Source organism: Mycobacterium sp. WUMAC-067, assembly GCF_020217485.1.
Lineage (GTDB): Bacteria > Actinomycetota > Actinomycetes > Mycobacteriales > Mycobacteriaceae > Mycobacterium.
In genome coordinates this window covers 1-22641 of sequence record NZ_JAEKMI010000061.1, presented here as the reverse complement: position 1 = coordinate 22641, position 22641 = coordinate 1, and the positions used below count along the sequence as shown (strand labels likewise).

Below are 22641 nucleotides of genomic sequence, written 5' to 3'. Positions count from 1 at the left end.
CCCATGTATCGCGGATCTACCAAATCCAGCGGCGCGACGACGCTGAACTCACCTGCTGAGTGCGTGTTCAGCTCACGTAGGTGTGTAGCGCCTCGCCGACGTACTGGTTGGTGCCATCCGGTCCTGTCGCATAGCCGGGGCCCGTGCGGAACCGCAGTCGAGGTGACTGAGGCGCCAGGTCAAGTGCACTGAGTGCATGCCTCGACTGCGGCGTTCCCACGACAAACTGATGGCAGTCGCGGAAGGTATCAGCATTGATCGACCGTGGGTTCGGAAGCTGAGTCGGGTTAAGCGGTTCTCTGGACATCACCAACAACGTGCTCGGCGACAGCGCGAACCTGATCTGGTCCGCGTTTTCGACCCCGACGCCTCCGACTTCTGGGCCGGACCCGACGCGGCGCCAGAGCTGCACCGGGCGGTCGCTGGTAATCAGAATCGGGCGGCCGAAGTCGTAAACGCACCACCGCATGGACTCCAACCGTGGCGCGACCATCTCCGTGGCCACCTGCATCGCCATACTGTGCGCTTGATCGCCTGTTGGGGCGCTGGGCGATCCCTCTAGTAGGTCGCGCACCGTCTGGACCTCGTTCTCGTCGGGGTCATCGCCGCCGTCCAGTTCGCGTAGATGCTCGCGGACCACGTCGGCAGGTATTGGACGCTCGGTGGTCTTGGCGGCGAGGTCGATCATGAATTGCGCCTGATTGCGGTGGTGGACCGTTCGAGCCAGCTGGATGGCGAGATAGACGGCCATCAGCTGGCGGCGGTCGCCCGTGAGGTTGCGGTCCATCTTGAGCTGGTGTCGCAGAGACGGCCAGTCGGCTTCGAGGTCGTTAAAGAACTTTTCGCGCGCCTCGCTGATCTCGCCGGCGCCGTAGATGCCCCCGGCCACTGCCACATTGACGGTGCTGGACACCACCGCCTGCGGCATGTCGCGACGGCGGTAGGCAACCTGAGATTGGCCGTTGGCCCAGGCGTTCAGGTACACCCGCGGGACGAAATGCGGCCGCTTGGTAGCCATCCCTGGCAGCCTACCCATCCGGCGGAGTCCCCTCGCAAAGCGGCGTGTCTCGCCATTCGCCGAACGGCGCCCCGTAAACAGCAGCGGCCAATTCTCTCCGGATGAGTTGCCTCGAGTCCAGGCTGGACACGTTCGCGCCGGCGAGGGCCATTGCCCGGTCGACTTCGATCACCGACGTGTGTCAGAGAGCCTGGCGAGATTCCTCGCGCTCTTCTTGACCTGGCATCTGCCGCGCCTCGAATGGACCGCTCGTCAGGGGTTGCTTCTGTGCAATAGTGACCACGCGCGTTCGTCAGCCCCTGCTAGGGGCGTCGACCAAGGGTATGTGTCGGCGCCGCTGACGGTGGCTGAATGAGTTGACGAGCGTGGTGCAGTTCCGCGAATTCCGTTCTCCCGGTGCCGAATATCTTCAGTTGACGCCATCGGCGTTCGCCGCATCGATGTCCGCGTTCAAACGGGTGGCGCGTTCTTATTCCAGATATCACTCAATGTCACAAATGACAAAATTCTGAGGATCGGCATTCGGGGCCAGAACGGTGCGGGGGTTCGTCGTTGCAAAGGCGATCGCCGAAGTTATGCGGTTTGCTGTAGCCCAGCGGTGAGAAGAACGAAGCAAGCATCGGCGGTTGCCGCTAACAGTTAAGTGCGGCAACAAATTTCCCATAGACCGCAGATTCAGTATTCGCGCCCGGCGGCAAGCTGTGTCCCGTCGCTGCTGTGACTGGATCGGTAGTTTCTGCTGTTCATTCGATGTGGTCGCTGGTGGGGATGCTGACCCAGTTGGGGGCGGCTGGGACGCTGTCGAGATGCTCGGTACGCAAGATATAGGGACGGTGAACGGTATTGTGAAGTCATAGATTTCGTACCGCCGACAGGAAGTCTCATGGCGCGTCTACCCCTTGGCGTGTCGCTGTGAGCAGCGCCTGAGGCTAGATACTGCGCGCTAAGCGACGATCGCGAAGAACTGCGGCGCGATCAGGTCGTGCACCCGGGCCCACGGCACGGTAATGACCTTCAATCCCCGTCCGAACTGGTAGTCGGGGAAATGTAGTTCAATACCGGCGTCGGTTGGAATCCAGTATTTGAAGTTGTCAGCGACGGGTGCCATGCCGCTGGCTGATTTCCAAGCGTCTGGCTGGGGCGGCGGATAGGCCGTCGGCAGAATGGCTGCCGTCTGTTCGGACAGCCTAGTCAGGCCGACGCCCTTGTCTTGGAAGAGGTTATCCCAGGTGATGGGTGTTCCGTTTCGACTGTCATACACCCGGCTAGAGATGGTGTGGAAGGGCATGTTTGGTAGGTCCGTGTTGTATTCGCCGGTAAATAGCTCAGATACTGTGTTTGGGCGGATGTACAGCGTGCCCGTTGCGGTGAATGTCCAGTGGTGCGTGGTGCTCGGTCGCCATTCGATCGATTTCTCGTGCTCACTTGCCGCCGCATCGATGCCATCGTTGATGGCAGCGATCACATCTGGGTCGCCCCCTTCGACGCGTTGATAGCGAACTTCCCAGTCTCCCAGTCCATTCCAGCTTCTGCCGGCAATGTTGTTGGGGACGACTGTGTAAGGGTTGTCGTCGGGGTTCGGGCTGGCCCAAGCGGGGTTCGCGGCCGCTAATAGGACGGTTGCCGCACTCGCGATGGCTAGCGCGAGTCTTTCGAGTGTCCGCGTACTCATCGCATTGTCCGATTGGTAGATGCGGGTCCGATTCAGACCTCGCGATGGAATGGTCGCAAGCATTGCGCTAGATGATGTCGATTTTGCTTGCTAGCCAATGGTTGTCGACCAGTTTCATTGTCATTCGCACTCTGCTGCGGTCGATTCGAGGCTGAGGATTGACGATGTTGCTGATTGACTGGTCGATGAACAGCAGGACTACCACCTCGGTCTTGCTGGCAGACTTGATGGAAGCGTCGACAACGGTGCCTTTGCTCACTGCTTTGTTGTCGATCAACACTTGTCTGAGCTGACTGGCCGACTGGCTGTACATGTCTTTGAATTCACCTGTCGCCCCGTTGAGCACTTGGGCAAAGTTCTGATCGATGTTCCGGTTATCAACGCTGGTCAGGGCGACGGCGTAGGTTTGCGCGACCGCCAGGGCTGCGCGGCCGGCGGCGGCGGTGTCGTCCTGTTGTTTGAGCTGCCAGCCGACAAAACCCGAAAACCCCAGCGCTGCCACGAATGTGACACCGGCAACCACGATGATCACACGACGCAGCAGTCGGCGACGAGGCGTGGGTGCCGAGACCTTATCGGCATCGTCGTCATCAATATCGTCGTTGTCGTTGTCGTTGTCGTTGTCGTTGTCGTTGTCGTTGTCGTTGTCGTTGTCGGGGTCGAGATCGGTCGGCACGGACGGATCAGGTTCGGAAGTGTCCGGCTCGGCGTCTGCAGTCGCGGTAGCAGGGTGGCTGTCTTGCTGTTCGAGCTTGTCGAAGACGTCGATGCCATTCGCTTTTTCAAACAGTTTGATCTCCATGTGAGGCTCCTAGTTTGGTGGTGTCGATGGCAGCGCCGGGCCGCCGAACGGTGCGGGTATTGAATGGGGCCCGATTGGGGTGGGGTCGGTTTGAGCCAATGGGTCGTAGCCGGGCGGTGGGTCCGCGGTGTCGTCGCCGGGGGGACGCGGCGCGTTGCGGGCGCCACGAACCAGAACGGCTGGGTCAGGGTTCGTGCAGTACGTGTAGCGGTAGGGCTCAGGGAAATCGGGCAGTGACGCTGGCCGCCGCGGAAGCTTGTAGTCGCAGCTGTAGCGCGGGTATGCGTCGACGATTGTCCATACGCCTCCGTCGCGGATAACAGTTCCCAGTGAGTCGATGACTGATCCCCGTGTGGTGGGGAACAGTGCTTTGAGGGCAGGTACTCGCACGTAGGACAACTGTGCGATGGTGGTCAGATTGCCGAGCAGTTGGACCATGGTGTCGGAGTTGTCGTCGATAAGCTTGTCCAAGCCAGTCATGGGTGCGCGTCCGCGATCGAGGAGGGTCCGGAATCCGCCGTCCATGGCATTCACGCCGCCGAGGACTTGCCGCAAGTTGCCGGCAGTGTGGCGCAGGCCCGGGCTGACGTCAGCGAGCGTGGTCAAGGTGATTCGGCTGTTGTTCAGCACGCTGACGGTTTGTGGAAGTACCGAATCCAGCGTCGAGATGAGGAACGACCCACCGTCGAGCAGCGTGGCCAACTTCTGAGGCCCTTGGCGGCCGACCCGAAGTTCATCGGTGATGGCGGCGAGCTTCTTGGGGTCGATCTGGGCGAGCGCGCCGTCGGAGTCACCCAGGAGTCGCGCCAAGGACACGGGAATGCTGGTGCGGCTTTCAGCAACCGTGCTGCCATTGGTGAGGGCTGGTCCTTGCCCGTCCACGGGGCGAAAATCGAGATATTGCTCGCCGGCGGGAGACAGCGCCGAGACGCGTGCCAGGCTATTCCGGGGAACTCGTATCGCGCTGTCGATGGAGGCCACGGCGACGACACCCTTGTCGGTGAACGTGACGGACGCGACGCGACCGATCGGTGTACCGCGTAGCGTGACATCTTGGTTGGGTAGCAGGCCGCCCGATTCGGGCAGGAGCACTCGAATGGCGATCGTGGAGCGCGCCGGGTTGATATGCAACCCGCCCAGCAGGATGTAGCCAAGTGCGACAATCAATGTCAGCGCCAGGCTGACGCACGACACGACGATACGGTGGCGCGCCACCGCGCGCACAGTGTCAACGATCAGTCGGGCCGACCATTCGACCGGACTTGGCGCTGCCATCATGGATGCTCTCCGGGAGTGCTGTCCCTTTGTGGACCGAAGGCTTTGCCTAACAGTAGGTTCCACTCATATCGAAGGCTGCCGATCATGGCATGCCAGTCGGTCCCGTCGGGTCCGTGGAATCCCGGATCGCCGGGATAGTTCTTGTCGGGCAGGGAGCCGAGGGCGAGCTTTACCGCTTCTCCGGCGCCGTGCATCGAGGTCGAGTTCGAGATTTTCATGACGATGGGCAGGAGCCGGTTCAATGCGGTCAGTGAGACGTTGGGGTCGGTGCTGACATCGTTGAAGGCGGCTGAGAGATGGTTGAGGTCGGCGATCAAGCTGCGGGTGTCGGTTCCCTGCAGGGATGGGAATCGCGAGAGTTGGGTGGTGATCCGCGCGAGGCCGTCTACGAGGTCGGCAAGCTGGGCGGTGTTGTCGGCGATCACGGCGGTCGCTGGTGCGGCGGCGGCGATGGCGTCGTTGAGGGTGTGTTGTCGGTCGGTCAGCGTGGTGGCGAGCTGGGATGTGGCTTGCAGAGCTGTTCTGATTTGTTCGGATCGGGCGTTGAGCCGAGAGATCAACGTATCGGACTGCTGGAGCAGCTCGGCGACTTTCGTGCCGCGCCCGCCCATTGCTGAGCCTGCGCCGTTGAGGATGGATGTGAGGTGGCGGATGGGCCCGCCGTTGACGATCATTGCCGCGGAGCTGAGCACTTCTTCGACGGTGGCGCTGGCGGCGGTGGATTTGAGCCCGATGGTGTCGCCGTTGCGCAGCAGTGGGGCGCCAGCTGTGTGGTTGGTGTCTGGGCGCATCGCGACAAAGACGTCGCCCAGGGGGGTCGCTGAACGAAGTTCAGCGGTGGTGTCGGCGCTCAGCTGAACATCTGATTTGATTCGCATGGATACGTAGGCGGTGAAGTTGCGCGCATTGATCGATTCGACCTCGCCGATGTCTGCGCCGTTCAGTTTGACTTTGGCTTTCGCTGGCAGATTGAGTGCGTTGGAGAATACGGCGGTCAGTGAATAGCTGTCGGTGATGCCGCCGGGCGCCGGTAGCGGCACACTCTCGAGTCCGGATGCGCATCCGGTGAGGGCGGTGGTCAGCCCGACGGCTAGGACGCCGACAGATCGACGTCGGGTTTCGTCGCGACGGTGCGTCATCGGCGCACGCCCGCCATGAGTTCGAGCATGCCGGTCAGGCCGAAGTCCGGTCCGAAGTCTTGAATGGTGCCTGTTGCGCAACCCAACTGCTTGTCTCCGATGAGGTTGCACATCTCTTTTGCCATCTGACCATCGGCGAGGGTCTTATCGATCAAACCGTGCACGCGAAAGCTGCCGGCGTTGGCGTCGATAGCGTTGTATAGGTTGTCGATTGCCAGCGGCGCTACGTCGAAGAATTCGGCCAATTCTCGCCGGTAGTCGACGAGCGCGGTGGTGATGGTGCGGGCATCGGCAACAGTGCCCTTCAACGCGGCGCGGTTGTTCTCCAGCAGGGAGGCTGCTTGCTCCAGTATCTGATTGATCTTGGCGCCGGTAGTGCCCGAGCCGAGGTTTTCGTCGGCCAGGATATCGCTGAGTTGCCTTATGTTGGAACCGAATTCGCGGATGGTGGCGTCGTTTCCTGCGGCGGCTTGGGTCAGCTCTGCGAGGTTGTTCGCGATCGCCTGAATGTCTTTTTTGCTCTGGGATCCGTTGTCGGCGCTCAGGCGCAGCGCCTGGGACAGTTGGTCTAGGGCTGATTTGATGTGGGACCCGTTGCCTGAAGTGACCTGGGAGCTGATTCCGATCAGGTCCGCGAGCGGCCCCTGGCCATGGCCGTCGCCCTTCATCGCGTGCGAGAGCTTATCGACCATGGCCAACGTGCGGTCGAACTCGACTGGCGTGCGTGTGCGGGGCAGGCTCAGGGTGTCGCCGCTCTTGAGCTTCGGTCCGTTGCGGTAGGGGGGCGTGAGCTCGATGTGGCGATCGGTCAGGATTGATGCCGATACGGTCACCGCGTGAACATCGGAGGGAATATCGATTCCTTCGTCTATCGCGAGGGCGACGTCGACGTAGCTGTCTTTAGGCGTGATGCTGGTGACTGTGCCAACCGGCATTCCCAGCACGGAGACTGTATTTCCCACGTAGAGCCCGACACTGTCCTCGAATTGGGCTGTTACCGTGAGTGATTTGTCGTTGGCACGGGGAATCAGCGCGACAACGGCGACGGCGATCGCGGCGACGATCAGGGCGAGCAGTGCTGCTCGGACCAGCGTGCGGTTCATCGTCCGGGTCCTTCCGGGTTGGCCCTGGCTGGATCTGGTTGGGGCCAGCCGGGGAATGGGTCCGGGGTCGGTTGACAGTCCTTGAAGTACTGGGTCAGGTTGAACTGCTTGGCTCGGCCGCTGAGCGCGCACATCCAGGAGTCGACGAACAGGCCTGCGGGGAGCGCGGCGTCGCCTGAATTTCCACTGCCGAGGATGTTGGCGACGTTGCGGACGGCTATCGGCATGGCCTGCAATGTGTTTCGCAGGAGCGCGTCGTGTTCGGCGATCATATGGCTGAAGTCGCGTATCGATGCCAGCATTTGGTTGATGCCGGGTTGGTCGTTGAGTATTGATTTGAGGGTGTTGACCAGCGCGGTGGCGCTGGCGAACAGTTGCTCGAGTTTGGCTCGTCGGGAGACGATGTCGCCCAGCAGGTTCCGGCCTTGGATGACCAGGGAGCCGAGGTTGGCTCTCTGATCGCGGATCATCGAGGTGACGCTGTCAGCGCTGGTCAGCAGGGAGCCGATTTGATCGCGCCGGCCGGAGATGACCGTGGATAGCGACTGTAGGTTGTCCAGCGCGTGCGGGAGGGCGTCGGGGACCCCGTTGAGGCTCTGGGACAACGTGGTCATCGATTCGGCAATGCGGTCGGCATCGACTTGTTCGAAGGTTGTTGTCGCGTCGGCAAGTGTCTTTTGGAGGTCGTAGGGGACAGAAGTGTTTGCCAAGCCGATGGTTCGGTGGTCGAGGTCGCCTGATTCTGTCGGCGACAATTCGATGTACCGGCTTCCGAGGATGGTGGTGAGTTTGATCGCGGCACGGGTGCCGCTACCTAGGTGGACGTTGTTGCGAACATTGAATGCGACCGTCACGTGGTCGTCGGCGAGTGTGAGTCCCTTGACTGTGCCAACTTGAATGCCCGCGACGGTGACTTGATCGCCTGGCCGAATCTGGGCGGCTTGGGCGAATTCGGCGCGATACCGTGTCTGGCCGAGCGATAGATGGCCGATCAGTACGCTGGTCGCGACGATTATCGCGACAACGCCCAGCGTGATCGTCCCGAGCCAAATCTTGTTGTAGCCCTCGATGGGGCGTCGAATGCGACTGAACATTGTGCTACCTGCAAATCGGAGAGTGTTGGACGACGTTGCCTGGTGAGGCCAGACGGACAATGCCGGGGACCAGGCGGCCCAGGAACGCGAAGATGGTGACGTTCACATCGCAGAAGTAGATGTTTGCGTATGCTCCTTCTTGGCTGATTCGAGCGGCGCCTTTGAGTATGTAGGGCAGGTTGGCCCCCAAATAGGCGAAGCGGTCTCGTCCGTCCCCGGTGATGTAGGAGGTGAATCCCGGCTCGCGATGGATGAGTTGTTGCAGGTCGGGGTTGACGTTGTTGGTGATCGCGGAGAGTCGTGTCACCGCGGCGGCGATGGAACCGGCGGACTCCACCAATTTCTCCCGTCGGTTCCCGAGGGTGACCATCACGTCTCGGGTTTGCCTGATGACGCGCTGTAGGTTCGCGTTCTGCGCCGCTAGATTGGTCATCACGGCGTTGAAGGCGGTGATCACGTCGCCCAGGACTTGATCGGGTCCGGCGAGCGATTGTGCCAACGCCGAGGTTTGGGTGATCAGTGCTAGGACCGAACCCGAATTCCCTTGAAGAGCCTGGACGACGCCTTCGGTCAGGTTGTCCACTTGTTGCGGGTCCAGGAGCGTGAACAGCGGCTCAAATCCGTTGAGGAGGTACGCGATGTCAAATGACGGCACGGTGTGTTCGACGGGTATTTGACCGCGGTTGTTGAGCACGGTCGGTTCGCCCGCTGTCCCTTCGGCCAGCCCCAGATATCGCTGCCCGATGATGTTTTGGTAAGTCACCGAGGCGACCGTGTTGTGATAGAGGGTCTGGGTCTGCTGCACCCGGAAGGTGACCTTGGCTAGGGTGCCCTGTAGGTCGACGCTGTCCACACGGCCGACGCGAACCCCGGCAACGCGAACGTCGTCGCCAGGATGCAGCCCCGAAACATCGGTGAACAGCGCCGAATACGTATTCGTTGGGCCGGCGATATCGCGGCGCAGCGTCACGAACACCAACCATGTCGCGACGATGGCCAGGACCAGGAAGAGGGTCAGGCCGATGAGTGGCTTGCGGTAACTCATTGGTCACTCCCTGTATCTGGCGTGATGTGGACCGTCGATCCGCGCGCAACGGGTCCGAGCAGCAGCTGCGTCGCCGCCGTGGCGTGGCCGCCTACGATCCGGCTCAGTTGGTCTCGTTCCTGTGCACTGCCCACCGGTCCCACGTTGCCGCCGATGGTCGCCGACTGTGGATACTCACTGGGTGGCTGACCGGCTTGTGGCGGCGGCGCCTCGGCGGGCAGTGCAGGCATCCGATCAGTTGACGGTGCCGGGGCGGTATCCGTTGGCAGTGGTGGGCTTCGGGCGGGATCAGGGGCCACCACGGAGTTGCGAGGTGGTGCGAGATTGGGCCGGTTCTCGGAGACACCCGGTGGGGGCGGGAAGCCCATCGACCCCAGCGCTGGCATCAACGAGGGCGCCACGGGAATTTCTGGGGCCGTCTGGCAGCTTGGGCCGGCCAGGTCGCCGTAGCGGGGGCAGTCGGCGCGTACATATGTCCGGCTCGGGGTAAAGGACACGGCGGCTTTGATGGTGACCAGTTTTGTCTCGGGATTCCACGCTTCGTCATAGAACTGATTGCTGAGCCGTTGCAGTCGAGTGGAGATTCCATGGAACTGGCCGCCGTTATCGGCGAGCACGCCTATCACCGGTGTGAGCTGGATGGTGATGTTGAGTAGCCTGTCGGTCTGGTGGTCGAAAGCGTCGCCGAGTTTTCCGACGGTGCCCAGTCCGGCGGACAAGAAATCGCTCAATGCCGAGCGTTTCGCGGCGACGGTCTGCATCGGTTTGACTGCGCTGCCGAGGGCGTCGAAAAGCTCAGGCGAGACCGAGCGCAGTTTGTCAGCGGCGTCGGTGAGTGCAGCAATCGTGGATGGCCCGGTGTCTCCGGCCACAACGGTGTTCAGTTGGGAGACAATCTCATTGAGGTCGTGTCCTGCGTCACGGAGTTTTTCTCCCCTTCCCTGCGTGGCCTCGCCTACGGCGGCCAGTACGCCGATGCGGTCAGCGTTGGGTTCGCGGCCGATGGCCGTGAAGACCTCACGGAATTTGCTGAGTGTCGACTGGAACAGGACGGTCGGCAGGCTTTGGTCTTCGCGGATGATTGTGTTGGCGCGCAATGGTGTAGCGCCCTTTCCGTTGTCGACCAGCTGTATCGATGAGACGGCGAAAACGTTGGAGGGCACAACCCGCGCGGTCACGGTGTCCGGGATGCCGCTGACGTATTCCGGTTTGAGATCGATATGGACGATGTTGAGTTGTCCGGCACGTGCCGGTTCGACGTCAGCCACCGACCCTACGAGGACGCCGCGGAACTTGACGTCAGATTTGGCTGGCAGACCGTCACCGACGTTGAGCAACTCGGCGTTGACTTTGACGATCTGGTCAAGTGTGCCTTTGGATTTCGCGATCATCAGTGTGACGCACGAGGCCGCGAGCACCAAGAAGCACACGCCCAACGCGAAAAGCCGGCGATTCGATGGACTGCCGGCCTCGTAGTCGAATGAGTTCGGCAACGCTATCCACCGAACCTTGCGCCGGTGTCGACTCCCCACAATGCCATGGTCAGCAGCATGTTCAAGATGATGGTCGCCGTGATACTCGCGCGCATCGCCCTGCCGGCGGCTATCCCGACGCCTTCAGGACCGCCGGAAGCGAAGTATCCGTAATAGCATTGGATGGTCGACGAGACGAAGACGAAGATGACAGCTTTGACGGTGGCGTACATGACATCTCGGCCACTGATGAACAAGGAAAAATAGTGCAGGTAGGTACCGAAGGACTGGCCCGAGGAAATGCTGACCACCAGCTGGCACGACAGGAATGCGACGCCTAGACAGACCAGAAAGAGAGGAATGGCGGCGACCACTGATGCCACGACACGTGTGGTAACCAGATAGGGGATCGGCCGGATCGCCATCGCTTCCATGGCGTCGATCTCTTCTGCGATGCGCATCGCGCCCAATTGTGCGGTGAATCGGCAGCCGGCTTGGGTAATGAATGCGAGGCCTATCATGACCGGCGCAAATTCGCGCGTGGAGCCGAAAGACGATAAGAGGCCTGTGGCGGGACCGAGACCCAGAAGGTTCAAGGCGTTATAGCCTTCGACGCCGATCATTGCCCCGGCGGTAAAGCCCAAAACCAGCGCGACACCGACGGTGCCGCCTCCCACTACGATCGAGCCGTTACCCCAGGCGATATCTGACAGGATGCGCAGAAATTCGCGCGGATAGTGGCGCAGCGTAATGGGAATCGACGTCAGGATTCGGCCGAACAGATACATCATGTGACCGGTTTTGGCCACTGCTCGGCTGGCGGCGACAGTTGTATCCAGCGCGAGGCGTACGCCTGGGGGACGATGGGTGACGACTGCCACGGCTACAGGGTCACTCTCGGGAAGATCAGGACGTACAGCTGGGTGATGGCAACGTTGACGAGCATGAGCAGCAGGGTTGATTCGACGACGGCCGCGTTTACCGAGTTCGCGACACCAGCTGGACCACCATGGGTGTCTAATCCTTTGTGGCAGCTAACAATTGCGACAATCGCGGCGAAGACGACCGCCTTGACCAGTGCCAGTGTCAGATCGCCGACGGTGGCGAAAGAGGCGAAGGTTGTGACGAATGATCCGGGCGTTCCGTTCTGCAAGTAAACGTTGAACAGGTAGCCCGCGATGAACCCGACGAAACAGGTTAGGCCGGTCAACGCAACGCCGACGACGATGACGGCGGCGAAGCGGGGGACGACGAGGCGGCGGATCACGGATACGCCCATGACCTCCATGGCTTCGATCTCTTCGCGCATCGTGCGGGAGCCGAGGTCCGCGCTGACGGCGGAGCCGACCGCTGCTGCGAGCAGGATCGCGGCCACGAGTGGAGCGCCCTGACGGATCACCGCGAGCCCGGTCGCTGCTCCAGACAGCGAGGTCGCCCCGATCTGGCCGGCAAGCAGGCTGAACTGAATGGATAGCGTGACACCAATGGGAATGGTCATTAAAAGTGTTGGGGTAAAGGCGGTCCCAGCCATGAACGCTGCCTGCTTGATGAATTCTCCCACGATGAATCGCCGGGTGACGATCTCGACGGCGAAGTACTGGACGGTACGGACGCCTAGCACCACTTGGCCGCCGACCGTGTGCAGCGACTGCAGCGGATGAGACCGCATGTACCGGCGGCCCCAATCCCCAATTTCCCTTACAGCCGAACGGGTTTCGGGCGGTCGCGATCGTGCGTGATTGGCTGTCAACAGATCTCCCGCGCGAGTGCAGGCTGGTGGGGTTCACCGAGAGTCACGTCGGCGGCCCCTCGTGATTGGTGAAAGCTGTTGGACCGCATAAATAGCCCATCCATCAGTTGCTCGTCTCCGATCCAGGCCCCCGCGTCGCGTCGGCCGGCCGCGTTTCGGTCGTACTTGCTGTGGGGCGGCATTGGAGAGGTGGTTGTGTTGCTCTGGTGCATGTCTCGCACAGTTTGTCTGTGGTGAGTCGTGCCGCGAGGGCCAGGAGCGGTTCGATGGTTTTGCTGAATGCCCGCGCTGCAACGCCGCCGGAGTTTCCGTAGCTCAACTCGAAATCCAGGACGGTTCGATCGTGAGCTTCGGGTTGAAGGCGCAGAGTCGCTGTGAAATCGAAGCCAGCCAAGGACCGCAGAGCAATCAGGTGGTCTTGTTGCCATCCTTGGATTTCTGCGGTCGAACTGAGCGTCTTCGGTCCCAGGTCGACGCCGCCTTCGAATACCGCTCCCGGGCCGTAATCGGCATCGCCAACGGGTCGTACGCTGGTGATGCCGAACACCCATTCGTTCATGCGCCGGTAGTCGGCCACGTAGGCGAACACGTCTGCTGCGGATCGCTCGATGACGCCCGTCGTGTGTATCTCGACCATTCGATACTCCCGTCCCATGAGTCTGGGTTCCTATTTGTGCTGCATCTGAGTCGACGCTGAGCGGGGGCGACGGCGACCTGGGCCGCGCCGCGGGTTCCTCCGTCATCGTGCGTCCCGAAGACGCGTCCTCACCGGTGTTTGCCAGGGCCCGGCGCTTCGGTAAATGTGGCACACACCACCCTCGATGTCAATGAGACACGAATGCATCTATTCGTCTCTGTTGTGCACGTCGGGCTGGGGTGGCTCTGTTCTGCAAGGTCGACGGCGAAAGTAGTTGAAAGGCGCTCCAGCGGCTAGTCATCGCCGAGACGATGCGATTAATTCGTCTCATTGACTTTCGGTCGGGCATGCGCCAATGTTGGGTCATGGCAATGATCAAAGAACCGTTCCGGTGCGAGGACGCAGGTTTCTTCGGCCCGGACTCGATCTCCTGGCGCATCAGCGGCCCGACGATCTTTCCCGGCGTTGTGGCCACGGGCGCGTACTTCTTCCTCAATCCTTGGCTCGCGAACATTGGCGTCTCGAATTCCACGGGTGCCACCGATCCGTGGAAGCGCATTGTCCTGACCACCGAGTACATGTTTGCGATCTACTTCGGTGACCGGGCGACCGCCCAACACGCCGCGGATGTGGTCAACGCGATGCACGATCACGTCGTTGGCACCTGGGGCCCGACGGGCGATCGTGAACACTGCGCGTCGGAACCGCGCAATTTGCTGTGGTTGCTGATTCCGTACGGACAGGGGGCGCTCGACGCGTATGACGCGTACGGGCCGAGGAAACTAACCCTTGAAGAACGAAATCGTTACTGGCGTGAGGAAAGTACGATTGTCGGCAGACTCAATCGCATTCCGGACGAGTTGATGCCGAAGAGTCAAGCTGAGGTCGACACGTATCTGGCGGCCGAACGTGCCAATCTCGCTCTCACCGAGTCAGCTCTGTTCGTCAGTGACACCTTCTTCCCGCGGCCCAGGGCCGGACTGAAGCAGGCGTTGTTGGCGCTGCCGGTGCGGGCAGCCTTGTCCACCGGTGTCGCTTTGGCCCCCGACTACCTCATGCGGCTCTACGGTAAGGAGCCCTATCCAGAGCTGATGAAGGCGGCGGTCAAAGTTACTCATCGCCCTCTGTTCTCGGCGCTGTCCGCAACGCCCGTCGTTCAGGACATCATTCCGATGGCCGTGAGCGCTCCGGTGCGCAAACTGGTGAGCCGGGCCCGTGAAGCTGCTCGTACCGGAAATTACGACAGGCCGGCGGCGGGCGACGGTCCGGCTCAACGACTGCGGACTGTCATTTGAGGCAACGGTTTGACGGTGCATAACGCGATATCGGGAACTGTGCACGGTCGTCGGCCGCCTACCGGTGCGCCGATTGTCGGTGCAGTAATCTATGGCATGCGCTGAACTGTCAGTGTCGGCGCGCGGCAAGCACGCGAGCCTTCGGGGTGTCGAGGACAAGGTGGGTCAGGCGGTGGGCGCAGTGTCCGGCGGGGACAAGACCACCCTGCCTAGGGGGAAATCGGCCGCCGACAATTCCGAAGAGGTGACGGCCCGCATTCTTGCTGCCGCGCAACAGGAATTCGAGATGGTCGGCATCCGGCGCAGCAGCGTCAGTGACATCGCGCGTCGCGCCGGGATGGGGCGGGCCACCGTCTACCGACGATTCCCTGGCCGGGACAGTCTCGTCGAGGCCGTCGCGGGACGTGAGCTGATCGCGGTACTGGCGCGAGTGGCATCTAATCTCGCCAACACCGACAATGCCGCCGATGCCATCGTTCAGCTCACGGTGGCAAGCGCACGCGAGCTCCGAACAAACCCGCTGTTAAACCGATTGCTCACGACCGAGCCCGAAGAGCTCTATGGGTACGCGGCGAAAAGTGGCGGAACGGCGCTGGCGGCCGCGCGCACGTTCGTCGCAGGATACTTGGAGTCACTGCCCCGCCATGGTCTGGCCCATGGGAGTGAGCCGGCGGTCGCGGCCGAAATCATGATTCGGTTGGCGATGACCCAACTGTTGATACCCGACGGCTTGATCCCGTTTTATGATGACGTCAAAGTCGCGGCATTCGCGCAGCGATATCTTGTGCCGCTAGCGACGGGTACCGTCCACGATTCGATGTAGTCGCTGTACCGCCAACGGCACCGACAATGGAGAGCTGGTCACAGCGATATGCCCCTGGCCGCACATCACCCACGTACAACGCGTACTTTGCAGCAAAACTGGCGCGATCGATACGAGTCGGCCGAAAGTCACATCGTGCCGGAAGTTCGGCGGCGGGCACCGCGTCCCCTTTGGCCGCCGCGTCGAGATCGGCGAGCCGTAGCGCAACAGCCGTGGCATCGCAGCGGTTTTACGCGCTGCCAACATCGTCTTGGGGCGGCGAGCCTGGCCGGCATATCTGCCACGCGGGACGGTCTTGCTCCGAGATAACGAGTGTCGATGCGCCCAGTCCGCGGCCACAATTGCGCATATTGGGGTGCGTCTCATGAGGGCAGGGCGAAGGGGCTGGAGTGGCCTGCGTATACGCCTGACACGGTCCGTCTACTATCGGCTGCTGAGCGTTGGCAGGGTTAAGAGCGCTGACGATGTTAGCGGATGAATCGCTCGATCAACCCAAGTGCGCGCGTATACGTTCGTGGAGTGGCCCGCTTGATCGCCCAGGCGATCTTTGCGTCCAGCTGCGGCAGAACGTAGAGCTGGCCACGATCGTGGGCGTGAAGCGTCGTGCGTGCGATGGCGTGCGGCGGGGTCCCGATCCATCTCATGAGTGTTGTTGCGAGGTCGGCGGCGGAGTGTGAGATGGCGTCGTTGTCCACGATCTTGGTCTTGACCAGTGTCGGGCACAGTGCGGTGACGGTGATCCCCGTTCCGCTCAGTTCCGCCGACAAGGTTTCAGAAAGCGCGAGAACCCCTGCCTTACTGGCGCTATAGGCGCCCATACGCGGGGCTGCGGCGAAGCTGGCGGCCGACGCGACGTTGATGACCCCGCCTCGACCCGCAGCGCGCAACCGCGGCACGAACACGTGGCAGCCGTGGATGACACCCCACAGGTTGACCTCAAGGGTGCGATGCCAGTCGGCCAATGGAGTTTGGCCAATCACGTCGCCGCCGGTGCCGATGCCGGCGTTGTTGACGACAAGGCTTGTCGGACTACCGAACCATTCTTCAGCGGCGTCGGCGAGGTCCACGACCTGCTCAACGTTGGTGACATCGCACTGTGCAGCGAGGGCCTTTCCACCAAACTGGGTGATCTCCTCGACTGTTGCGTTCGCGCCATGTGCGTCGATATCGGCGCATACCACTCGGCCACCCCGGCGGGCGAGTTCCAACGCGAACGCACGGCCAATACCCGAGCCGGCGCCGGTGACGACGGCGTCGGCGAAGTCGGTCCTGCGGTCCGGGCGGCTGAAGGGTCGAGTGTGCATATGCTCTCCTGCTTGTTGTGGACAGATGAGATGCTCGCCGGGGGGCAAGAACGGCTTGCCTCTGGCGCAAACGCGAATCCGATGGCAGTACAGTCGAATTCGCTGAACGGCCTGGGCCTAGCGAACCGGCGCGCCGTTGCGTGCGCGGTGCAAATCCGCGCGATCGGTGGGCGGTGCGCTGTACTGGACCGACTGCTCGAACACTATTGAGTGTCGACCCTCGTTTGGTGTGTCGCCGGAGGACCTCCCGAGCGGATCTCCCGGGGAAGACAAACAGCTTCCAGTGCAGTAGTGGCCGGGCCGCGGATCACCGTGCCGTCGATCGCGAACCGCGCCCCATGCAGCGGGCAGTTCCATGTTCGGGATCCTGCGTTGAACTCGAGCTCCCAGTCCCGATGCGTGCACCGGGCACGAACTGCCCGCAGCTCACCCGCTGAGTCCCGGTAAATGCCTACCCGGTCGCCGTCGGCGTCGACGATAGTTGCCTGACCTGGCAGCAGCGTCGAATCATGCGGCTGTGGAACATTGCTAGACAGGCGATTTCGCGCGAATCGTACCGCGCCGACGGCCGCCCGCGCCGCAAAGTTCACCAGTGGCATGAGCGTCATGACGCGGACACTCGAGGCAGGGGGGCGGGAAGTTGCACGTCTACAACCTAGAGAAGCCCACCGTGTGTGTCAACGAGACGATTTTGTCGATCCGTCTCGACATGGGGCGGATTTCGTTCTAGGGTCGGTCCATGCAACCGATGCATTGGGATGGAGCGGACGCGTGATGGCAGCAAAGGCACACACTCAACGTGAGAAGCCCGAACATGAGGTCGTGATCATCGGCGCCGGGATAAGCGGCATCGGAGCCGCTATTGCGCTGCGGCGTGCGGGCATTGACGATGTGGTGATTTTCGAGCGGGCCGACGACATCGGCGGGACGTGGCGTGACAACACCTACCCGGGTGTCGGGGTCGACGTCCCCGCGCAGGGCTACCAGTTCTCGTTCGAGTTGAAGCCGGACTGGTCACGCGTTTTCGCCAAAGGCGCGGAGGTGAAGTCCTATGTGGATCATTGCGCTGATCGCTATGACATCCGTCCGTTGGTTCAGCTGAACAGCGAAGTCACAGCGAGGGAGTGGGATGAGGACCACCATCTGTGGCGGTTGACCGTCGCCGGCCGGCAACGCACCGCCCGATATGTCGTCAGCGCGATCGGACCGTTTGTCGAACCTAAACCGCCGGCCATTGAGGGAATCAAGGACTTTGGCGGTACGACGGTGCATTCAACGTCCTGGGATCACGACGTCGAATTGGCGGGCAAGCGTGTCGCGATCATCGGCACCGGTGCTAGCGCCGTGCAGATCATCCCGGAGATCGCCCCCGTGGTGGCCCACCTGGACGTCTACCAACGAACACCGATCTGGGTGGCGCCCAAGCCCGATCTGGTCACACCGACCGTGGTGTCCTGGCTCTTCGGCGCGGCCCCGCCTGTACAGCGGCGAGTACGAGACGGGGCAGCTCGCGCGATGGAGATATTCCTGATTGGTCTCGCGTTGAACCATGATCGTCTCAAGTTGGTAAATCGATCCGCTACTGGCCTGCTCCGCGACGTCTGGTACCGCCTGCAGGTGCGCGATCCGCACACGCGCCAGCTGCTGACCCCGGACTACGATTTCGGCTGTAAGCGGCCAGCGACCTCGAACAGCTATCTACGAACTTTTAATCGGCCCAACGTCGAACTGATCACCGACCCCATTAAGCGGGTCACTGCGCGCGGCATCCAGACGGCCTCGGGCGCCGAACGCGATATCGATGTTCTCGTTCTGGCCACCGGCTTCAGAACCGCTACCGACCCCGAGAATTACCGACGCACACCAGTCCGTGGACGCGACGGGTTCGATCTGGCGACCTTCTACACCGAGAACCACGCGCGCTCCTATGAGAGCGTGTCGATGCCCGGGCTTCCTAACCACTTCATCATTTTTGGCCCGTACGGTTGGGTAGGCGGCACGTGGCACGATCTGGTGGAGACCGCCTCGAACCACATCACACGGGTTATTTCCGAGGCGCGTCGTCGCGGCGCGACGGTCGTCGAGGTGCGCGAAGAGGCTGCCGACCGATGGACGGCGTATGCATTGGACCGCATGTCCCACTCGGTATGGACGCTCGGCGAGTGCACTAGCGCCAACAGCTATTACTACGATCAGCATGGCGATACGACGTACCTGCGCCCCACGTCCGCGCGGGAGGCATGGCACGCTTCGCGCACATTTTCTTTCGATGACTACGAGTTTCGTGTGCCTGACGCCGACGACGTGCACGAAAAGCTCCCATCGAGAACCCGCACGCGCAGGGAAACCGTGACGGAAATGGCTCCGCGGTGATGATGAGCAGGACAACCCGCAGCACCTCCTCATACGGGCACCGCATAGACGTTGATAACCCCGCAACTGGGGAGGTCATCGGTGCGATTGAGAACATGAGACCAAGCCAGGTCGCGGCGCTGACCGAGCGGGCGCGGGCGGCCCAACCCGCGTGGGAAGCGCTCGGATTCGCACAACGGGCGAAGCACGTGCGGGCGTTACAGGAGTGGTTTGTCGCTGAGCGCGAGGCGATCGTCGACATTGTGGTTGCCGAGAACGGAAAGACACGAGAAGACGCCCTGCTGGCCGAACTGTTCTATCTCGCCGATTCGATGGGGTTCTGGGCCAAGCGGGCTGAAAAATACCTCGCCGACGAAATGCCCTGGACCCATTCCCCTTTCGTACTCGGTAAGAAAATCGTGGTGCGGCACCGGCCGGTAGGTGTCGTGGGCGTCATAGCCCCGTGGAATTATCCGTTGACGCTCAGCATCGGTGACGCACTACCAGCCCTGATGGCCGGCAACACCGTGGTGATCAAGCCCAGCGAGTACGCGCCCCTGGCCGTGGAGTACGTAATCCGCGGTGCACAGCACGTCGGTTTCCCCGAGGACGTCTTGCTCCTTGCGACCGGCGATGGCGAGGCTGGGAAGGCCTTAGTCGACGGCGCCGACATGATCCAATTCACCGGGTCCACACGAACCGGGCGCCAGATTGCGGCTCGGTGCGGAGAACGATTGATCCCATGCTCGGTCGAGTTGGGCGGCAAGGACCCCATGATTGTCCTCGCTGACGCCAATATCGACCGCGCCGCCAATGTGGCTGTCGAGTGGTCCATGCGCAACTCAGGCCAGATCTGTATGGCGATCGAACGCGTCTATGTCGAAGAACCCGTCTACGACGAGTTCGTTGCGAAAGTCACCGCCAAGGTCGACAAACTGCGACAGGGACCGCCCGGCGGTTATGGATCAGTCGATGTTGGAGCGATCACGTTCCCCGCCCAAATGGACGTCATCGAGAACCATGTTGCGGACGCCTTCGATAAAGGAGCTCGCATCGTCGCCGGCGGTCATCGGTTGCCCGGCCCAGGCAGGTTCTTCGAACCCACCGTGCTCGTCGACGTAAACCACACGATGGACTGCATGACTGAGGAGACATTCGGGCCGCTGCTGCCAATTATGAAGGTACGCAACGAACAAGAAGCTGTGCGCCTCGCCAACGACAGTCCCTACGGGCTGGGATCGAGCATCTTCACTCGCGACATCGCCAAGGCTGAGCGACTAGCCCGCCGCCTCACCGCAGGAAACACGTGGATCAACGACGCCATCATGAGCTACCTCGCCCAGGAAGCCCCGTTCGCCGGGGCTCGCCAATCCGGCCTGGGGGGTCGCCACGGCAAACAAGGCATCCGCAAGTACTGCGAAACCCACACCATTCTCACCAGCCGCTTCACACTCACACGCGAACCCACGATGTTCCCCAATTCAGCGCGCCGATCACAAATATTTGAACGACTGATGGTCGTGCTGTTCGGCCACCGATCGTTGCGACCGAGTCTGCGCCTCGGACGACCGCCGCGTCGCCGGTCTCACGCAGACCCCGACACATCTGCCTGGCAGTGAAGGTCATAACGTGTCGCCCAACCACATTCATCCAGACCTTCGCACTGCCGCCCGGGCATTTCCTCGGCGCGGTGTGTCCGCCCGCCGGTTGAAAGCCGCACGCGCACTGAGCCATGTTCCCAATATCGTGCCGGTACGCGGGGTGCGCGCGGTGTCACTCGGCGACGGCGTCACGGTGCGCGTACACGAACCGGCAAACATGGTCACGCCCTCACCGGCGATACTGTGGATTCACGGCGGTGGATACGTCATCGGTACTGCCCGATTCGACGACCGATTCTGCCGCAGCCTCGCGCGAGCGACGGGCATTCCGATCGCCGCTGTCGATTACCGGCTGTCCCCCGAGCATCCCTACCCGATTCCTCTCGAGGACTGCCACCGCGCGCTGCGCTGGCTCAGCGGCGAGCGTTGGGTGGACTCGACACGAGTTGCAATCGCCGGCGCGAGTGCCGGCGGAGGGCTGGCGGCGGCCCTAGCACTGCGAGCCCGCGACCGCGGTGATGTAATACCAGCGCTACAGATGCTGATCTATCCGATGCTCGACGATCGCACCAGCGACCGGCGCGACATCGACGAGACAAGCTTTCGATTCTGGGGCCGTGCCGAGAATCGATTTGGCTGGAATTCCTATCTGGGACAAGCAGATCGAGATCAAGCAGTGCCAGCTCGGCAATCAGTTCTCAGCGGTGTCGCCCCGGCATGGCTGGGCGTCGGAACCGCAGACCTTTTCCACGACGAGGGCATCGCCTACGCTGCACGATTAGCCGCAGCCGGGGTGCCTTGCGACCTGGACGTCGTTCCCGGCGCATTCCATGGATTCGACCGCTTCGTGCCCTGGGCACGGGTGTCAAAACGCTTCGTCAGCAATATCCAAGAGCGCTTGCGTTTGTCACTTGTCCTGCCGGACTCCACCGGCGCAGGCACATAGGATCGCGTACCAAGACGATCTGATACCGAATGCGCCAGCACCGATCTATCCGCTTCATCGAGCACCGCGTGCGTTAGCGCCTGCACACCGATCGCAGAAACGAGCCGAGCGCTTCGACGACAACGCACGCTGCAGCGTGCGGGCAGGACGAGGCTGCGGCCGCAGTTTCGTCGTTGCGCGTGCACTGACCCCTCGATCAAATTGCCATGGCTCACTGGCGACGAGCGATCCACGGGGTACCGGCGGCGGTGTAGGAACGGATGGGTTCCCGGCGCAGGCGTCGGCGCTTGCTGCCACCAGCATGTGCCGACCGGCGGACCGATTACATAGATGCGCGCGGATGCAATCGGCCCGGTCGGCCTGCCTCACAGCGTGCGAGCGATGATCTCTTTCATGATCTCGTTGGTGCCGGCGTAAATCTTCTGAACTCGCGCGTCGACCCACATGCGCGAGATCGGATACTCGGTCATGTAGCCGTACCCGCCGAATAGTTGCAGACACTCATCGGCCACTTCCGACGCGCGCTCGGTGACCCACCACTTGGCCATCGCAACGGTCTGAATATCCAGTTCCCCCTTGAGGTGTCGTTCGATGCAGCTATCAACGAAAACCCGAGCGACGTGAGTATCGGTGGCCGCCTCGGCGAGGGTGAACTTGGTGTTCTGAAATTCGAAAATCGGCTTGCCGAACGCCTCGCGCTCCTTGGTGTACGTGATGGTTTGAGCCAGCGCCTCCTCCATCATCGCCACGCCGGTGACAGCGATCATTAGCCGTTCCTGCGGCAATTGCTGCATCAGCTGGATAAAGCCCTGCCCTTCCTCTGTACCAAGCAGGTTGCTCAGCGGCACCCGAACATCCTCGAAGAACAGTTCCGACGTGTCCTGGCCCTTCTGGCCGATCTTGTTCAGCGCCTGGCCGCGGCGGAAACCCCCGCGGTCCGCCTCGACCAACATCAGTGAGATGCCCGACGCCTTCTTTCTGGCGTCGGTCTTGACTACGACGATCACCAGATCGGCTTGCTGGCCGTTGGTGATGAACGTCTTCGCGCCGTTGATCACGTACTCGTCACCGTCACGTACCGCGCGGGCCTTGACGTTCTGCAAGTCCGATCCGGTGCCAGGTTCAGTCATGGCGATGGCGCCGACGACCTCGCCGGAGGCCATCTTCGGCAGCCACTGCTTCTTCTGCGCCTCAGTCCCGTACGACAGTAGGTAGTGGGCAACGATGCAGTTGTGTAGACCGGCCCCCCAGGCGGAGTCACCGACACGACTCTGCTCCTCCAACAGCACAGCCTCGTGAGCGAATGTGCC

Annotated in this window: 20 protein-coding genes; 5 read left to right on the top strand and 15 right to left on the bottom strand. The window is 61.8% G+C overall.

Going from position 1 to position 22641, the window contains the following annotated elements; genetic code table 11:
- Nucleotides 1–67: 67 nt before the first annotated feature.
- The 12 genes from JF781_RS24915 to JF781_RS24860 all read right to left on the bottom strand — a co-directional run bounded on the left by JF781_RS24915 (nt 68) and on the right by JF781_RS24860 (nt 13010).
- Entirely contained in the window at nt 68–1018 is a 951-nt protein-coding gene (locus tag JF781_RS24915) for a DUF4238 domain-containing protein (protein WP_016895463.1), read from the bottom strand.
- A gap of 943 nt (nt 1019–1961) precedes the next feature.
- Nucleotides 1962–2753, bottom strand: coding sequence for a DUF3298 domain-containing protein (locus tag JF781_RS24910; RefSeq protein ID WP_016895464.1), 792 nt, complete (start codon nt 2751–2753; stop codon nt 1962–1964).
- Between the two features lie 4 nt (nt 2754–2757).
- Complete coding sequence (locus JF781_RS24905; protein WP_016895465.1) at nt 2758–3492, bottom strand: hypothetical protein; 735 nt, start codon at nt 3490–3492, stop codon at nt 2758–2760.
- Between the two features lie 9 nt (nt 3493–3501).
- Nucleotides 3502–4770 carry an MlaD family protein gene (locus tag JF781_RS24900; protein ID WP_016895466.1) on the bottom strand — a complete coding sequence of 423 codons (1269 nt, stop codon included), beginning with the start codon at nt 4768–4770 and terminating at the stop codon, nt 3502–3504.
- Nucleotides 4767–5909 carry an MlaD family protein gene (locus JF781_RS24895; RefSeq protein WP_016895467.1) on the bottom strand — a complete coding sequence of 381 codons (1143 nt, stop codon included), beginning with the start codon at nt 5907–5909 and terminating at the stop codon, nt 4767–4769. Before JF781_RS24895 ends, JF781_RS24900 begins: the two co-directional genes overlap by 4 nt.
- Entirely contained in the window at nt 5906–7012 is a 1107-nt protein-coding gene (locus tag JF781_RS24890; RefSeq protein ID WP_016895468.1) for an MCE family protein, read from the bottom strand. Before JF781_RS24890 ends, JF781_RS24895 begins: the two co-directional genes overlap by 4 nt.
- Nucleotides 7009–8106, bottom strand: coding sequence for an MCE family protein (locus JF781_RS24885; protein WP_101930911.1), 1098 nt, complete (start codon nt 8104–8106; stop codon nt 7009–7011). The genes JF781_RS24890 and JF781_RS24885 overlap by 4 nt, the downstream gene beginning before the upstream one ends.
- A gap of 4 nt (nt 8107–8110) precedes the next feature.
- Nucleotides 8111–9151 carry an MlaD family protein gene (locus JF781_RS24880; RefSeq protein WP_225330139.1) on the bottom strand — a complete coding sequence of 347 codons (1041 nt, stop codon included), beginning with the start codon at nt 9149–9151 and terminating at the stop codon, nt 8111–8113.
- Nucleotides 9148–10644: an MlaD family protein gene (locus tag JF781_RS24875; protein ID WP_016895471.1), complete on the bottom strand. Its 1497-nt coding sequence runs from the start codon at nt 10642–10644 to the stop codon at nt 9148–9150. Before JF781_RS24875 ends, JF781_RS24880 begins: the two co-directional genes overlap by 4 nt.
- 2 nt (nt 10645–10646) lie before the next feature.
- Entirely contained in the window at nt 10647–11504 is an 858-nt protein-coding gene (locus JF781_RS24870; RefSeq protein ID WP_016895472.1) for an ABC transporter permease, read from the bottom strand.
- A gap of 2 nt (nt 11505–11506) precedes the next feature.
- Nucleotides 11507–12292 (bottom strand): ABC transporter permease, encoded by a 786-nt coding sequence (locus JF781_RS24865; protein WP_050545737.1) that lies wholly within the window; start codon nt 12290–12292, stop codon nt 11507–11509.
- Between the two features lie 184 nt (nt 12293–12476).
- The gene (locus JF781_RS24860; RefSeq protein ID WP_100225986.1) at nt 12477–13010 is read right to left on the bottom strand and encodes an SRPBCC family protein; all 534 of its coding nucleotides are present in this window, start codon (nt 13008–13010) and stop codon (nt 12477–12479) included.
- A gap of 365 nt (nt 13011–13375) precedes the next feature.
- Here JF781_RS24860 and JF781_RS24855 point away from each other — a divergent pair, with 365 nt between their 5' ends.
- A complete protein-coding gene (locus JF781_RS24855) occupies nt 13376–14305 on the top strand; it encodes an oxygenase MpaB family protein (protein WP_071288176.1) in 930 nt (309 codons plus the stop codon).
- 112 nt (nt 14306–14417) lie between these two features.
- Nucleotides 14418–15128 (top strand): TetR/AcrR family transcriptional regulator, encoded by a 711-nt coding sequence (locus JF781_RS24850; RefSeq protein WP_162625439.1) that lies wholly within the window; start codon nt 14418–14420, stop codon nt 15126–15128.
- 467 nt (nt 15129–15595) lie between these two features.
- Here JF781_RS24850 and JF781_RS24845 read toward each other — a convergent pair whose 3' ends face one another.
- Together JF781_RS24845 and JF781_RS28760 are read right to left on the bottom strand one after the other, a co-directional pair.
- On the bottom strand, nt 15596–16432 hold the full coding sequence (locus tag JF781_RS24845; protein WP_071288174.1) for an SDR family oxidoreductase: 837 nt from the start codon (nt 16430–16432) through the stop codon (nt 15596–15598).
- Between the two features lie 203 nt (nt 16433–16635).
- Nucleotides 16636–17031, bottom strand: a complete 396-nt coding sequence (locus JF781_RS28760) for a Rieske 2Fe-2S domain-containing protein (RefSeq protein ID WP_225330142.1) — start codon at nt 17029–17031, stop codon at nt 16636–16638.
- Between the two features lie 175 nt (nt 17032–17206).
- Here JF781_RS28760 and JF781_RS24835 point away from each other — a divergent pair, with 175 nt between their 5' ends.
- The 3 genes from JF781_RS24835 to JF781_RS24825 are packed head-to-tail and all read left to right on the top strand — an operon-like array spanning nt 17207 to nt 21331.
- Nucleotides 17207–18805 carry an NAD(P)/FAD-dependent oxidoreductase gene (locus JF781_RS24835; protein ID WP_225330141.1) on the top strand — a complete coding sequence of 533 codons (1599 nt, stop codon included), beginning with the start codon at nt 17207–17209 and terminating at the stop codon, nt 18803–18805.
- Complete coding sequence (locus JF781_RS24830; RefSeq protein WP_225341324.1) at nt 18805–20403, top strand: aldehyde dehydrogenase family protein; 1599 nt, start codon at nt 18805–18807, stop codon at nt 20401–20403. Before JF781_RS24835 ends, JF781_RS24830 begins: the two co-directional genes overlap by 1 nt.
- Nucleotides 20404–20413: 10 nt before the next feature.
- The gene (locus JF781_RS24825) at nt 20414–21331 is read left to right on the top strand and encodes an alpha/beta hydrolase (RefSeq protein WP_225330136.1); all 918 of its coding nucleotides are present in this window, start codon (nt 20414–20416) and stop codon (nt 21329–21331) included.
- A gap of 365 nt (nt 21332–21696) precedes the next feature.
- Here JF781_RS24825 and JF781_RS24820 read toward each other — a convergent pair.
- On the bottom strand, nt 21697–22641 hold a 945-nt coding region (locus JF781_RS24820; protein ID WP_225341323.1), incomplete at its 5' end, for an acyl-CoA dehydrogenase family protein.